Raw genomic sequence first — 14,863 nt, 5'->3', positions numbered from 1 at the left:
AATCTGTTTTAAAGAGTATTTTTTAACTTACTAAGTGCCATAATTGCCGAGTGTCAATTATGGCAGAACCATATCCTCATACAACACTCGTATCTCCATCAATCTAACGCTCTGCTTCTCGTTTGGCAGCTTTTTGGGTATTGCAGATGCAACGTCCAAAATCACGAGATCCGAAGGCTTGATTTCCGGATTATTATCCGCCCACTGATGAATTTTGGCCCAATATGCAGCACCTGCATTGACCACAGCAATTTGGGCTTCAGCACCACTGATCACCTTTTGTTCACGCCGCGCATCACGAACATCTGCCTGCTCTTCATCCCGTGCCCTTAGTAGTTGCATAAATGATGACGACAGGTTGTAAGGCAGATTGATAACCTGATCCCAGCAAGGCTTGCGTTTACACCATTCCGTGACGTTAATTACGTTATTCATGGCGGCTCCACTAATAATTTCGTCTTGGGCTAGATGACAGCACTCCAGAATAGTTTCTTCAAATACATCCGGCAAAGACTGTTCTCGCCAAATACGTTGGACATCCACTTCAAATCCTGCATCACGTATCTTATGCATAAGAAATGCTAACCCATAAGTCACGACTTGGGCACGGTAACCCTGTGCATACCAAGGCGCTCTTAGCACCAACAATTCAGCATTGCGGAAGATGATAGCTTCAGTGATCGCTCGTCGAAACCAAAGCTCATTAAAATCATGCTCGTGATGCTCCCACAATCCACTTACATGATTGGCAAATTTTGCAAAATTCTTCTGGGCACCAAGACTAACCTCATGAGGCAGCTCCAAGAAGGTCTGTACATATTTGGCAAGATCAGTCTTCGATATCACCTGATCTTTTGGATTACGTGCTTGGAACTCCCGCTTTTTTGAAGGTGAAAGGTATGCCGTAGCATTGGCATATTGTCCCTTTGCACGCTCATAAAACCAATGAGTAAGGATCTGGGAACCCTGCTTTGCTGGTGCGGAAAGTCGTCGGGATATGTTTTCAATAACAACATGAAAAGGATGGTTCGAAAAGAAATCAGAATCGCTAATTTTGTTCTGACTATTTGCATACCTTGATATTTTTGGCACGATCTCTGATGCCAGCTCTGGCTTGACAACCGAAAGTTTCATCTGCACATATACATCTTTGACTGAAGCACCTTTGTCTTTTTTAAGGACGTTAAAAATTGACGCTGTAGTCTGCCCACCGTTTACTATTTGCAAATTTTTTAAAGAGACTACATATGTGACACGATTTAATCGTTCTTCAACGATTTCCTCTGCTGTTGCCGATATTCCGTTGTTGTATGGAAAAAATCGTCGGGGTTCTTCAAGTATTGTTTTTCGAATTCCCTTGTTTATTTTTCCGCGTACTTGTAAAAAAGTTCGGACATTCTGTTCGAGAAGTCGCCCACCATATATATCGTATAGCTGGGCGAGCCAACTCCCAGGTATCACTGCCATATAGGACTTTATATCTCCCTCACCATCATCTGCTGGAAGACAAACAAGCTTGCTGCCAAACATTTCCTTAAAATCAACTAAAATAGGCTCAGGCTCACCTGTACCTATCGTTCTTGCAAGACGATCCAGATCCCATACGCGATATGACCATTCCCGCTGCTGTTCTGTTTTCGGGGGTAAGTCTTTGACACTGGTTGTAAGGCTGGCATTGGTAAGCAGATAAAAGCGCACTCGTTTGATCTGATCAGCTTGGTCAAGAATCGTCCGAGCCAGCGCAAAAGCAGGGTGAGCTACTTCCATTTGTTCGACAAAACTGGCTGTACATGATTTTTCGAAAAATGTTTCTGCCTTTTTGAAAATCTGCCCCATTTCTGCTTTGGTCATTTTTTCCGCTACATCACCTCGGCGGCAATCAACAACAAAAAGCTCCAACAGCGCTTCATCCCACTTCAGCGCGTAGCCATCTACACGCATACCTCGATGAATAAATTTGCAGGGCACAAACTCATCAATCGAACCTGAATCAACCAGATACTCAGTAACAACCTCGGCAAACGCTTCATCCGTGAAATTTTCAGTAGAGTCAGCTCGAAGAATAATGTCTTGCTGCAGATCCGTGAAAAATGTATCAATGTCCATTTGTTGCACCTAGAGATACCCAATCTGGGATGGCTTTGTAAGGAATACACGCTGATAGCTCGATGGCATATTTGACACGACACACACCGGGAATTACTGCATTTTTAGTGATGCGTGGAAAGTCATCACCAACCAGATACGATTCTGGGGCAGATACAGTAAAGAATTTACGCTCGTATTCGGGGTGATCTATGTATCCGACCTCCATGAGCCGATCTTCAAAAATATCTAATGTATCCGCTGTATTAAACAAAGTGCGTAACTGTGAAACCAAAAATGATAGTGATTGTGCATCAGACGATTCTGCAGAAGACTCTCCGATTGTGTATGCAACCAGAAACAGTTCACCAGCTTCATGCCACAACTGTTCCGCCGAAGAAATCATCAGCACAGGGGCTGAACCTGCGGTATGACTTTTTATTTCAAAGAGCGTAGTACCAACTGCAAAGTCTTGTGGATCACCAGCTGGACCATGCCAATACGCAATAGCAGACTGACTAAACCTTGGGATTAATTCGCATGCAAGAAATTTTAATTCGCAAAAAAGCCCTCTAATTTGCTCATCGCTTAATAGCCGATCATTGCCCTTACCAAGAAACCTCTGCCATCTTTCAAGTTGTTCAATTATGCGAATAAGTACCTCGCTACCAGGCTGTGCTCCACGTGTTCTCTCAATGAGACTCCAGCATAATGTAGCAAATATTTCGAGATCACTATGTTGGGTAAGCCTGAGGATCAGGCTATCTGGCTTGAGTTCAATATTCACTCCACGCAAACTTGGGAGCTTAAGATCAGTTACGAGATTAATAGACTTATAAATGAGGAGCCTGTGACCTTGCACATCGCGGCCCCAGAAAAAATCATGAGGATGAGTAGCATCAGCCCTTCGCGCATGAAGCGTTCCCGGCAGCGTATCGGGATCGATGTCACTCCAAGGATCAGCTCTGGACATCACTGTCATCCTCCGAATCATCATTTTGATCCTCGAATTGCTCTTTCCACCAAACAGTATTAACCAGGTATTCCACTAACTTACCATTACCCTTACCTATTTCTCCTGGGAAGCTTATACCCCAGGCGCATGCTTTATCAACAAGGCGAATGTCACTTTTCGCCTTGTTAAGGCCAAGATCCAGAACGTGTATCATCAATAAAGGCTTCGACCGAAAAACTCTGTAAGCATAATCCGGAACATTGTCCTTTCCCTCTGCGGAGAGCTTTGCCTCTTTAATCTGATCTGCCGACAACCCAGCCTTTTCAGCCCCCCTGGAAGCAACTCGCGACTTGGTTCCGCTGACTACATAAAAGTCACCTTTATCGAGACAACCACGTTGCTGCGGCCGGATTTTGATTGGTCCAACATCTACATCGTTTCCCTCATTCAGACTGTAGAAACAAACATCCCACAAACCAAGTCGTTCAGGGTCATTCTGTATAAAACTGATCACCGGGTGCTGCCTGGCGATGTCGAGCTCACTGTCAAAAAATTCAAATTGAGATAAAAACGAGCACACCACTTCTGCACTGACATCTCTCCATATATAACCTAAACCTGATTCCTTGGTTCTGTTTTTACCATAAACACTCTCGAGCTCGCCTGACAGATTTACTACAGCTTTGAAATTATTTTCCAATGATTTTTTAGAGGACTTAATACGTACTGTCTCTATCAGTCGTCCATTGAGTGTCACAGAATGTGTTACTTTTTTACCTGTTCGCATTTTATTACGAGCCGTTACAATCAGTGAGTCTGGATGTGTTCGTACTTTCAAACCAAATTCTTCAGGACTTCTATTCATTTTTTCCATCATACGAAACTCAACTCTCAACTCGTCAAGCGCAGATGAAATATGGGCATACCAGCTCTCAGCTTCTTCAGTCATATAAAGACTGCACAAATCCAGATATCCATCTCTGTAGCCAAACCATCGCCCCATTTGAAGCAATGTGTCATACATAATTGAATTTCTAATGAAATAACTGATTGTCAGGCCTTCGAGGGTAAAGCCACGAGACAAACTTAATCCACCAACAGCTATGACGTGCAGCCCATTTTCTTTATAGTTTTTATAGTCAAGGCGATCTGGTGATTTATTGTTAATGGTTTTGACAACAATTGTACTGACTGCCTGATTCAGGTTCCGCCTAACCTGCTCCCAAGACTCACCATTTACAATCTCCATCCCGTTCCATGTTTCATACAGCGAACGCATACCAGGATCTTTTAAAGCCTCCTTCTCTGGGAGTGACGAATGCAACTTAACAGAATTAAGTAACTCCTCAACATAGTGACTTATTAAAGATGTAACCTGATTTTGCACTTTATTAAATCGCGAGACGTTTACCAGCATAGATGAGTGATCCTGGCCACGTCCTCGTTGAATACGTACAGCTCTGGCCAGTATGAAACGCCTGACCGCTTCCATTAAACTTGGAGGAAGCGCTCCAACTGGGTGAGTGATTTTATGGACTTCAGGAAAGGCTGCAAGGTGGTCAGAAACAGGAACAACAAAGTTGGTAAGATCGCCGTCATCACCGAATATTCTTGAAGCGCTTACATAATTTTCTGGCGCCTCCAGGGACACGATGAAATGTTTCGGGAAAAGATCATCCTCGACCATTTCATGTTCAGACTCTGGATCAATAAAGATATTTGCAAATGGCGTAGCTGTATATCCAACATAGCTTGTCTGTTCAAAGAGAGCGAGAAGCTGTCGTATCAACTTGTTAATGCGAGTTGGGTCATTTTCATCTGTTGATGTATTTATTGAAGCGTTATCAGCCTCATCATCAATCAATAGCATTGGGGTAGATAGTATCTTTCCGCCTTTTGTTTCATTAAGGCTTGTAAGCCATTCAATCAAATTCCTAAGAACAGAGGTTTGCTTTTTAATCACAAATACAACAGGTACTTTTATAGAATCTAATGTGAATGTACTTGCCCTCCTCGAGCTCTTTCTAAAATCATACTCTCTGGAAGTAAGGCTAAAAGGTGTTCTTGAAATATCAGATATTTTTCCTACACCAGTCTTTGCCTCGTTAAATGTTAAATTTTTCTCAAGCTTATCTGTATCAACACCAATGAATGCATCCTCCAATCGCTGCTGGGTCTGACTTCGCAGATTATTGTGCATGCCAGCAAGCAGAATAATAATCTTGTAGCCGTAATCAGCACCCTTACAAATCACGCCACTATAGTTTGCTGTTTTCCCTGATTGAACATGGCCAACAACCAGTCCTCGACGTTTCCATCCACCAGGCTTGTTTGGGTTTTCAAGTAGACCAACAATTTTGTCCGTATCTCTTCCTACCGTTCCAACCATTTCTTTTGAAAATCCTTCTTGAAGCAGATGCTGACGATAACGGCTCCAATAAAACAGTTCTTCATCTGCTCGTCGTTCAGTTATCCATTCTTCAAAAGGAAGCTTAATAACTGTCGCATCTGGCATAGAGAGGTCTAGTTTAGACTCAAGAGATTTGGATATCTGCTCAATAAACTGTTCTTTTTCTTCAAAATGAGGCGCGTCTGCACCATACATTTCTAACAAGTGACGTACGATCAACCGGATTTTTTCAGGGGTTACTGAAGTCATTGCGTTTAAAGACGCTTTGGCTTGATTTTCAAACTCCTGAGGACTCAATTGGTAAACTCCTTATATGCTTTAGCGCTTTATGTAAGCGGAAATAAAATCTGGATTAGAGGCAAATGGTTCAATGCTACTCATCATTTTAGACACATACTGAGGATTGATAGAGACCATATCTTCAAATAGAAGGTTTGCCAGTTTTTCGAGTGCCTCTGCAGTATCAGTATTTGAATCGGTTTCTTTTGGCCTAGTTGCCATATCATTAAATATCGCAGCAAATGGAATTGACTTGCCAATCACAAACAGAATCCCATCGAATTTCATTCGCATTTCTGCTGGCAAATCAGACCTGAACTCTCCCAGAATCGCATGTTTGTTATTAGGCTGGTAACTAACATGTTCATTATGGTAAAGGCGTTGCCAAATGGGCTCACCATGTAAGCTTATAGATTTGGTACCACGATGGTTATATGGTCGCTTGGCTGTATCACGAATGCGATCCAAAATTGAACGAAGACGTTTCTTGACTGCTTCTGGAGGTTTGGCACGGGATTTTCTTACATCGATTGTCCAAAGGTGATCCAAAGTATTCGGTATATCTACTTGCACTCTGGCCAGCTTTGTCATCTCATCCTGTCGTGCCATTCGGAACCATGTGCCGTGGATAATTAGTCGGCGATTACGGTAAATGTAGAACCCCTGCCCGCGCAGATAACCTTCACTTCCCCCGAGGCGCTCGTACTCTTCAGCGCTTACCCTGCTATGATGAGGAAGAATATATGGTCTGAAGGTTACAGTTTCATTTTCTATATCCAAGGGCTCCTCTCCCAGATGCATCGTTGCTGGATGCTTCGCATTAAATGGATCGAAAGCTTCGATTGGATTATTGTTAACCGCAATTACCACCTTTGGATATTTAGGTTCCCCTGAAATAAATCTATGAAAGACGAGTGCGACATGTTCACAAATTGAAGCAACCCTTTCGTTCATGACTTGATGCACCTTCTCAGGAGCATTCCCTAGATCAAGCCGATCAAGTACTTGCCAGAGCACCATCGTCCCTTTCACCCCGAGCATTGACAACCCTGGTAAAGCTTCAAGCTCCAACGAGGTTGGAGTTTTTAGCACCCATTTATTCCTTGCTCTCACCAGATCAAGATCCCATTGTCTTGCCAACAGAGTCTTATTTGACGTAGTAACTACAGTCACTTTCCGACATTGCGAAAATGATGCGGTTTTCAGGCCCAATCCAAATCGTCCCAGATCATTGGGGCCTCTGAATTCATGAGGATCTTTCCCGCCAGGTCGCATCGCTTCGACAAGTTCAGATTCGGACATTCCGTAACCATTGTCAATAATAGCTAGCCATGGCGCACCTCCAGCTTCCCAGCCAAATCGTATATCTATTCGAGTTGCAGTGGCAGTAATAGAGTTATCAATGACGTCTGCAACCGCAGATTCTAGTGAGTATCCGATATCTCGAAGAGCCTCGACCATGCTGGAAGCATTTGGGTCAACAATATCAAGGTTTTCCTCGAGAGGGTGGGTAATCATATTGGAAGCAGTTGCTTGAGCAGAAGTGTTCATTAGCTTAGGATGGCCATATAGGAATTCCAGAAACTTGCCAATTTTTCAGCAATACTAAATTTTTAAAGCTATATCGTTATTTATTGGCAACCATACCTTTTCGACGCACCAACATTTCTGCGTCCAAGCACGCTGATTAAGTCTAACCTGCTTGGGCAATCATTGCACAGAAAATTTATTCCATCGCAGTAAGCATCCAAAGGCCACATCTGTGCTTAATATAGTGAGCTATAGACGCTACGTGCCATAAGCAATCAGATAAGCCACCTGAAATAAAAGTTCTCAATACGGCGAAGAGCAGTTATTCAGATAATCTGAACTCATGCAGCAAAGTTACTTGAATCTTGACACCAATTGAAAACCAATTGCCTGATCTTCCGTGCGCTGCTTTTTCAGCCTTTATAATCACACTAAGCATTTCTTCAATGGTTTCCTCATCGACGTGCAAAGAATATTAAAGAATCGCTACAATCTAATGGTATTCCGTTTAGCTGACTGTTTTCTGACTTACGTTCTGCTTGGCTAGCCAAGGGATTGCGCTAGGATTAATTGAAAATAACCATCCAATGTTAAATTGCGCCGCAGATTGACCCATCCTTTGCATTTAAGTCTGACCCACCAAATTTGATAATTGACCATTTGGCACAACGGGTTGTATTTCTTGAGGCGGGTCAATATTTCATGCAAACATTCAGACAAAGCGACTCAATTCGGAATAGAATTTAACACATCACCACCAGCTGTTCCCATGCGTGTTTGGTAGGCAGTGAATTGATGACACTCTAAGTGTCCATTTTTTGATGAATAGTCAATGATAATGTTTTCCTAAATAACTTAGCTATTCATTAGCCACACCATGCGGAACGTGCCCAGTGGCGACGTGCTGGCGCGCGGATTCGCAGTGCTTTTGATGGTCATCAAAGAAAATATCGGCTCTGAATGCTTTCAGAAACTCCCCTTTGTCTTTTCCGCGTAAGAAAAAGGCTTCATCTATACGGATATTCCAGGCGCGCAATGTACGAATAACCCGTTCATGGGCAGGTGCACCACGCGCCGTGATTAAGGCTGTGCGGATAGGTGCTGTATCTGCTGGAAATTCCAATTGAAGCTGATGCAACAATGCAAGAAAATTTTTAAATGGCCCACCAGGCAAAGGCTGCTTCGCGGCTAATGTTTCATTACTTTCAAATGCCTCCAATCCATCCTGCTTATAAATACGTTCTGACTCATCTGAGAACAAGACAGCATCCCCGTCAAAGGCGATACGCAACTGCGATGGATCCACTTCAGAAACAGCTGCAGAAGCAGAAGGTAAAATCGTCGCCGCAGCAAATCCCGCCTCTAGCGTCTTACGCACATCATTAGCTTCGGCAGAAAGAAACAGCTGAGCACCGAATGCTGAAATGTACGGATGTGTACTTGCGCCCCGTGTAAAAGCAGCGCGACTGATATTCAACCCATGATGCTTTATCGAATTGAATATACGCAAGCCAGTATCTGCGCTATTACGAGATAATAAAATCACTTCAACACGCGGATTTTCAGGATCACGTTCATTTAATGCCAGCAATTTCCTCACCAGACTAAATGCCACACCAGTTTCAAGCGGTATATCCTCATGCTGAATTTGGTATCTGCAATATGCTTCCACACCGTCCTTTTCAAAAACAGCATGGCTCTCATCAAGATTAAAAAGAGCACGAGAGGAAATGGCGACTATTAGCTTTTTATGGCTAAAAGACATACCATCCGAACTTGAATCCGTCATGGTTTTCAAATTAATTCAATCGCAAATAAAATGGCGGCCAATTGTTCGGTGCTAAATCTCTCTGAAGTATTAAAAAGTATGTTGCTACTGCTACTACTATCACCTTTATAGACCTTATTGCCTTTAATATTGCACAGCATATTACTGCTACTTCCGCTCTCGCCTTTGTAAACTTTATCATCTCTGATATTAAACAGCATATTGCTACTACTGCCGCTATCCCCCTTATAGACCTTACCTTCTCTAACATTACATAGCAGATAACTACTGCTTGTGTGATTACCTTGGTAGACTTTGTTTCCTACAATATTGCAATCCAAACTAATCAATTTACTACTACTGCTGCTATCACCCAGATAAACTTTCATAGCTACTCCACTTCAAAAAATCAATAAAAAATTAACCAACTATTGGTGCACTTGCTTATATTTACATACATATACCCTAATACATTCAAGCATAGTGTTGCTATGAATGGTCAATACTTCTGGAATGCTGCCATCGTCAGCAACTTGATAACCACCTGCCAGATTCCACGCGATGGGTATGCCAAGCGCATTTGCCGTTTCAAATACAATCTTGTCTCGTATCCTTAGTTGCTCAGTTGTTAAAAACCCACCTAATGGATCTTTAATATGCGGGTCTGCTCCAGCCTGGTACAGGATAATGTCGCAGTCTTGCATCTTTGTAATTTTCTCAGAGACACTCAACAAGAATTCCTGGGTTTGATGTGTAGCTTCATATTCACGTCCAGCCGTATAGTGTTCTATCCATTTCAATTGATGCTGTTCAATTAAGTTATCCGTGCCATCCCCATAATGCATATCAAAGTCCAGGATACCCACTTTGTTGGCTAATCCACTCACCTTCAAAATCATCGCCGTCACTACCAGTCCATTGAACGTGCAATACCCAAACGCGGATGCATACTTTGCATGGTGAAATCCTGAGCAAGGTGCAACAGCTACTTTCCCGTTACGAATAGCTTCTCGTGCCGCCGCCAGCATAGCACCTGTTGTATAAAGCAAAGTAGCTGCTACCTCGGGTAATTTATTGCCAAAACCATTTTTAATTTCGCATGCCAAAATTTGATCCACATAATCTGGATTATGTGCCTGCTTAAGTTGATCAACAGTCACTGGTTCAGGCTCAATAACAGCAATCGGTAGATCCAATCTTAACCAAGCATCCATCACCTTTTCAGGCTTGGCGGCACTGGGTGAAGAACTACTGAAATGGGCAACCATCCTAGGCGTAAAAAACACAGGTACATCGTTCACACATTCAGTAAGTTGCGAGACTGGTTCCACTTTGTTCGCCCTATATTCATTGCCAATAAGGTGTATTTAATCCCATTGATACGACACTATGTGACGCATGCGTAAATAAACTTAGTACTTTCGATTAAAAACCAGAACATCATGAAATTCGACCACAAACTAGACTATTCTGAAAATCTAAAAGCACGTTATATGCATAGGCAAAATGCCGAAGCATATTTCACCGACTATCAATCGCTTAATGAAACAGAACGTAGTCAACTACAAGCATTAAATAAACACCTCACTTTGCTTGAAAAGCAATACTTGCCCATTTTAAAAACCAAATACACACAACTGCAGGAACGAGTTAAAAATCATCACGACTGGATACAAGATTTCAATCTTGAGTTTGTCATTACCTTTTATTTACATGAAAGCGACTATGAATATGAAGAAAACGATGACAACATCCTTATGGAGCTACATGAGGATATTTTTGACTGTATCCACACTGATCAAGAATGGGGATTTGGTATAACGAATATAAATCATTGTGACTGTCCTGCATATTTTGTTGGTGAGTGGCATTGTTATCTGTATCACTGTCTTTACGATCATTGCGGATTGGACTGGCTTGATTTGCTTCGCATTGGCTCAGTTTGCGTGGAAATTAAAATTGATGAGCAGACGTGGGAACAACCGTTCCCACGCATATAGTGCCCCCTGTCTGCCCCATTGTTGACTTTGGAAAGTGGGATAACAATGTTAAAAGTAAGGGTATGCTTATTATAGATATGGCTGAATAAAACCATCATACCGACCACGTGACGGATGCATCCTAGTCTGGTAAATCGCCTTCTGAGGCATGTCAGCAAGCAGGTCAAGCACATAGGATTTGCGTGCTGTAAAACGATTGGCCGCACCCCAACCTAAAATGACAATATCAGACTCATTCAGAGCGTCCTTAATAGTTGCATCATTGAGCGCGCCAATTTCGTGTGGCAAACCCTGAAAATCATTAGTCTGGATATATGCAAACTGATTAACTACTATCAGCCGGCGCACACCTGCGAATTCCGCCAGTTCCTTTTTGAATACCACTTTCTCCATGAATTGAACGGACTTGTCAGCTACGTTCTCCCCAGCACGACTCGGGTTTTGCATCACTACACAGGCTGTTTTACCTGTGGGTGCGGCATCGTTTAGGACTATTTCTAGTCGGTAGCGATAGTACAGATCATTTTCCCATGCGAACTGGGCGGTTACTGTTACATCATCAATGTGGTTGTAAATCATGAATATCCCTCGTCATTACTTGAGCACCATTACAAAATGGTCAATCTGAATAATCTTACATCTTTTATTTACCCAACCCCAACCAAGAATAAAACTCGTCTGGCATCTCATCATAAACAGCTTTCATTGATTTAATGTCAACGGTGGAGTTGCAACCCATAAGCGGAACTTCAATTATTTCTGCCTGATCTGACCAGTCCATAACAAGATAGCGAATGTTATTTTCATCATATGCAATACTTTTCACTCGCCCATGCCCAAACAATCTCATGGTTTTACCAAACTGCTGAATTTTTTTCAAAATGACCAAGTCACCAGTGCGAATAGTGTTAAATCGTTCTAACTGAGATTCGCTTTCTAAATAATCAAAGCGACAAATTCCCTTATCTTTCCATTCAATATCAAGTCGATTTTCAAACTCGGCATTTGGGCAGAAGCCCATAAACAAAATATAAGAATCAGATGGTTTTGCTATTTGTATGGCCAAAATAACTGCTTGCGCATCCAGATCACCTTTTGCAACTTTTTCTTCGGCATTTTGTTTTAATTTATCAAGGTCGTCTCGAGACATAGTGCCACTTTTAACTTTATCTATAATTTTTTGATATTTCATTGACAATCCGTCCTTTAATTTTTAGTTACCATACTTACTGAATCCCCAAATCCCCGCAACCACCACTCCAGCATCTCACTATCCACCACCGTCGCAGTAATCTCGTAGGCATCATCCAACTCCACTACCCGCTGATCCAGCGACAGAGGCGATTCAAGCAAATGCAGTCCCGCATCCTTATCAATACGGAAACTCAGCTTAATGTGTTGGCCATTACCATAACCAAATCGGCCATCGTCGTCATATTGCTTAAGATCGAAGTCTTTGGGGCGTTCAAACGTTAGCGTTGAAACCTTTGCGGAGATGATGCGATTCAACGCAAGGCTACGCTCGTTATCATAACCATCAAATCGACAAACGAGGTACATGCGTTGACCCTGTTGCGCCAAGCCCAGCGGCATGACGCGAGTCTCGGTGCGTTTGCCAGCGGCATTTTTGTAGTCTACTTCCAGCCACTGATTTGCGTAGAGCGCATTGCTGACCTGTTCAAATACTAGCGGGTCAATCTTGGGTGGCAGCAACGGTTGGGTGGTGCTGACTACACGCACTTTCTCCAGCCATTCCCGCTCACGTTTAGTCGAACTTTTATCTCCTAGCTGGCTGCGTGCCTGGGTAAAGAAGCCTTGCATTGATTTCATTAGTTTGGCGGGCAACAGGCTGTTCAAATGCTGTTCAGCAAGGGTAAGCAACAACGACTCCTGTGGGCTAAGGCCAACTAGGCTTAGCCCTTTGGCAAATTCTTTCCATTTGTAACGATACGGCTTGCTGCTGTCATCACGATCAATGTCATAGTTTTCGCTAAGCATATCCAGTTGGCGCTGCAGGGTGCGCAAGTCACGATTAATACCTGCATCAGCCAGTTGCTGACGCAACTCCGATGCAGTAACCGTACGTCCCTTGGGAATGCGCTGTAATATTGCATGCGTTAGATTGAGTTCTTCAACGGAATTTGGACGTTTTGGCATAGTCTATAACCTCATATCTGTGCGACCAGCAAATACCTGCCACAGGCGCACCATGGCGTAAGTATCGAGCTTGCAATACGCTAAAAGCTGCTGCTTGACTTGAGCTTTGCGTTCAGTATTCGTATTCGGATGAATAGCTTCAAGAAAAGCATCCATCGCCATGCCACCATCTTGCACACCATCGAGCGCGTCATAACGTAATTCAGGCACTACGGCAGGCAGTACTTTTTTAATGCTCCAGCTACCTTGCTGACTAGGGTGATAATAACGCTCACGTGCAATAGGCAGCAGATCAACCACACGCTCGTTAATGGCTAGCAGCGATACACTTATCGATGGATAACGTTCAGCCAATTCACGGATACGTGCCATTTCAAAGCCTGCGTTATAGACATAAACGGGGCCTTGCTGACCACAAGCTGCGATTAACGCATACGCAAATGCCTCGGATGGGTTATTACCAGACAGATCAAGGAAGTCACTATGTTCCAACTCGCCTGATTCAGTTAATGTGTGCAAGCTAAACTGGAAGGTAATCTGCTGATATGGTCGTGTGCCTTTCCAGATAGGTACTGCAAACTGAATAGTCTCAAAATCAAGAAAATAGGCTGGAAGCGGATACTCAGCCAGATCCGCCAATGCGCCTTCAGCATCAAAATATACTGTATTGGATACCGTGTAATCTTTTACTCGTTGTTGCTTATCATTAAGCAAGTCATCGGGTATTTCTGTCATATCGTACAACCCTTGAGCCGCCAGTTCACGCTTCTTGGCCGAAGGAAAACGTGGCAACCAATTAATTGGGTATTCAGGTTTCGGCTCATTTTGACTGCAATATGCGAAGAAGCCACACTCATAAGGCGTATCGCAATGATTACCAATTTTAATATCTGGTTCATCAGTTTCAGCAACGATATTTTGCGCCTGGGTTATCCAACCTTGAACTTCCTCTGTCCGCGCAAAGGCTTCCGCTGTAAGGTCATTTTCTTTTAAAAGGCCGTGATAATTATCGTCGCCAGGATAAACCCAGGAACTGTCAATGTGCGCCAATGCAATAGACTTCAACGGCACACCTGCAGACTGCGTTACAAACGCTTGCACCGCCACATCGTCGCGATGGTAATCTTTAACGCTAGTAGAGGATTTAACTTCCACCATGCGCCAGGCTTGCTTGCCCTCATTTTGTATAGGTAACATGACATCGGCGAATGCCATCGCTCCACCTGCTGAAAAACCAGCCTCAAAAATGGGTTGCGCAATATTCAGTAATTCAGCGCTGCGTTCAAATGCACGCTTAAATCCTTCGCTCTGAATATCAATTAGCGCACCACAACCATCCGGATCATATATTTGCTGAGCAATATCCCCGACCTGGAATCCAATCTGAAAACTGGCTTCAGTTGCATCCGAATCCTCACGTAGATCAGGACGATTGATTTCCAGCCACAACCGTTTTGGACATTGTCGTAAAGCGAGCAGCTTGGATTTTGAGAATGTGCGCATAACTTCCTCGTTAAGAATTACTAGATTAAACAAACTAACTCTATTGTAAGCACGCATGCGACATATTGTGTCGCACTTTTTACATAAACAATAATTTCCTTAAACATCAGACTTTTTGAATCCATTACGACACATTTCGTCGCTGAGGTGATTATGCTGCTTTATCGCTATTTTCC

At 43.0% G+C, this 14,863-nt stretch carries 12 protein-coding genes; 1 reads left to right on the top strand and 11 read right to left on the bottom strand.

The window, feature by feature from the left end; genetic code table 11:
• Positions 1 to 57: 57 nt before the first annotated feature.
• From SFSGTM_RS05385 to SFSGTM_RS05355, 7 genes are all read right to left on the bottom strand, one after another.
• Positions 58 to 2,106, bottom strand: coding sequence for an AIPR family protein (locus SFSGTM_RS05385; protein WP_162084291.1), 2,049 nt, complete (start codon positions 2,104 to 2,106; stop codon positions 58 to 60).
• The gene (locus tag SFSGTM_RS05380; RefSeq protein ID WP_162084290.1) at positions 2,096 to 3,058 is read right to left on the bottom strand and encodes a PD-(D/E)XK motif protein; all 963 of its coding nucleotides are present in this window, start codon (positions 3,056 to 3,058) and stop codon (positions 2,096 to 2,098) included. The genes SFSGTM_RS05385 and SFSGTM_RS05380 overlap by 11 nt, the downstream gene beginning before the upstream one ends.
• Positions 3,045 to 5,747, bottom strand: coding sequence for a Z1 domain-containing protein (locus SFSGTM_RS05375; RefSeq protein ID WP_162084289.1), 2,703 nt, complete (start codon positions 5,745 to 5,747; stop codon positions 3,045 to 3,047). Before SFSGTM_RS05375 ends, SFSGTM_RS05380 begins: the two co-directional genes overlap by 14 nt.
• Positions 5,748 to 5,768: 21 nt before the next feature.
• Positions 5,769 to 7,280 carry an ATP-binding protein gene (locus tag SFSGTM_RS05370; protein ID WP_162084288.1) on the bottom strand — a complete coding sequence of 504 codons (1,512 nt, stop codon included), beginning with the start codon at positions 7,278 to 7,280 and terminating at the stop codon, positions 5,769 to 5,771.
• Between the two features lie 838 nt (positions 7,281 to 8,118).
• Positions 8,119 to 9,048: a 5'-nucleotidase gene (locus SFSGTM_RS05365; RefSeq protein ID WP_162084287.1), complete on the bottom strand. Its 930-nt coding sequence runs from the start codon at positions 9,046 to 9,048 to the stop codon at positions 8,119 to 8,121.
• A 5-nt stretch (positions 9,049 to 9,053) separates the two neighbouring features.
• Positions 9,054 to 9,416, bottom strand: coding sequence for a hypothetical protein (locus tag SFSGTM_RS05360; RefSeq protein WP_162084286.1), 363 nt, complete (start codon positions 9,414 to 9,416; stop codon positions 9,054 to 9,056).
• 39 nt (positions 9,417 to 9,455) lie between these two features.
• Positions 9,456 to 10,358 (bottom strand): arginase family protein, encoded by a 903-nt coding sequence (locus tag SFSGTM_RS05355; RefSeq protein ID WP_162084285.1) that lies wholly within the window; start codon positions 10,356 to 10,358, stop codon positions 9,456 to 9,458.
• Between the two features lie 111 nt (positions 10,359 to 10,469).
• Here SFSGTM_RS05355 and SFSGTM_RS05350 point away from each other — a divergent pair, with 111 nt between their 5' ends.
• Positions 10,470 to 11,027, top strand: a complete 558-nt coding sequence (locus tag SFSGTM_RS05350; protein WP_162084284.1) for a hypothetical protein — start codon at positions 10,470 to 10,472, stop codon at positions 11,025 to 11,027.
• A 69-nt stretch (positions 11,028 to 11,096) separates the two neighbouring features.
• Here SFSGTM_RS05350 and SFSGTM_RS05345 read toward each other — a convergent pair whose 3' ends face one another.
• The 4 genes from SFSGTM_RS05345 to SFSGTM_RS05330 form a co-directional block, all read right to left on the bottom strand.
• Positions 11,097 to 11,606 carry a DUF1643 domain-containing protein gene (locus tag SFSGTM_RS05345; RefSeq protein ID WP_162084283.1) on the bottom strand — a complete coding sequence of 170 codons (510 nt, stop codon included), beginning with the start codon at positions 11,604 to 11,606 and terminating at the stop codon, positions 11,097 to 11,099.
• A gap of 64 nt (positions 11,607 to 11,670) precedes the next feature.
• Complete coding sequence (locus SFSGTM_RS05340) at positions 11,671 to 12,219, bottom strand: hypothetical protein (RefSeq protein WP_162084282.1); 549 nt, start codon at positions 12,217 to 12,219, stop codon at positions 11,671 to 11,673.
• Between the two features lie 14 nt (positions 12,220 to 12,233).
• Complete coding sequence (locus SFSGTM_RS05335) at positions 12,234 to 13,184, bottom strand: helix-turn-helix transcriptional regulator (protein ID WP_162084281.1); 951 nt, start codon at positions 13,182 to 13,184, stop codon at positions 12,234 to 12,236.
• A gap of 3 nt (positions 13,185 to 13,187) precedes the next feature.
• Positions 13,188 to 14,687 (bottom strand): DUF2779 domain-containing protein, encoded by a 1,500-nt coding sequence (locus SFSGTM_RS05330; protein ID WP_162084280.1) that lies wholly within the window; start codon positions 14,685 to 14,687, stop codon positions 13,188 to 13,190.
• Between the last annotated feature and the right edge of the window lie 176 nt (positions 14,688 to 14,863).

Source organism: Sulfuriferula nivalis, from assembly GCF_009937995.1.
In the GTDB taxonomy this organism is placed as follows: domain Bacteria; phylum Pseudomonadota; class Gammaproteobacteria; order Burkholderiales; family Sulfuriferulaceae; genus Sulfuriferula; species Sulfuriferula nivalis.
The sequence above is the reverse complement of the archived record's forward strand: the minus strand, read 5'-3'. Positions and strand labels throughout refer to the sequence as shown.

Coding starts and splice junctions, on each gene's coding strand:
- SFSGTM_RS05360 (WP_162084286.1), bottom strand. CDS start 9,416: ATGAAAGTTTATCTGGGTGATAGCAGCAGTAGTAGTAAATTGATTAGT.
- SFSGTM_RS05330 (WP_162084280.1), bottom strand. CDS start 14,687: ATGCGCACATTCTCAAAATCCAAGCTGCTCGCTTTACGACAATGTCCA.
- SFSGTM_RS05345 (WP_162084283.1), bottom strand. CDS start 11,606: ATGATTTACAACCACATTGATGATGTAACAGTAACCGCCCAGTTCGCA.
- SFSGTM_RS05380 (WP_162084290.1), bottom strand. CDS start 3,058: ATGTCCAGAGCTGATCCTTGGAGTGACATCGATCCCGATACGCTGCCG.
- SFSGTM_RS05365 (WP_162084287.1), bottom strand. CDS start 9,048: ATGACGGATTCAAGTTCGGATGGTATGTCTTTTAGCCATAAAAAGCTA.
- SFSGTM_RS05370 (WP_162084288.1), bottom strand. CDS start 7,280: ATGAACACTTCTGCTCAAGCAACTGCTTCCAATATGATTACCCACCCT.
- SFSGTM_RS05385 (WP_162084291.1), bottom strand. CDS start 2,106: ATGGACATTGATACATTTTTCACGGATCTGCAGCAAGACATTATTCTT.
- SFSGTM_RS05335 (WP_162084281.1), bottom strand. CDS start 13,184: ATGCCAAAACGTCCAAATTCCGTTGAAGAACTCAATCTAACGCATGCA.
- SFSGTM_RS05340 (WP_162084282.1), bottom strand. CDS start 12,219: ATGAAATATCAAAAAATTATAGATAAAGTTAAAAGTGGCACTATGTCT.
- SFSGTM_RS05350 (WP_162084284.1), top strand. CDS start 10,470: ATGAAATTCGACCACAAACTAGACTATTCTGAAAATCTAAAAGCACGT.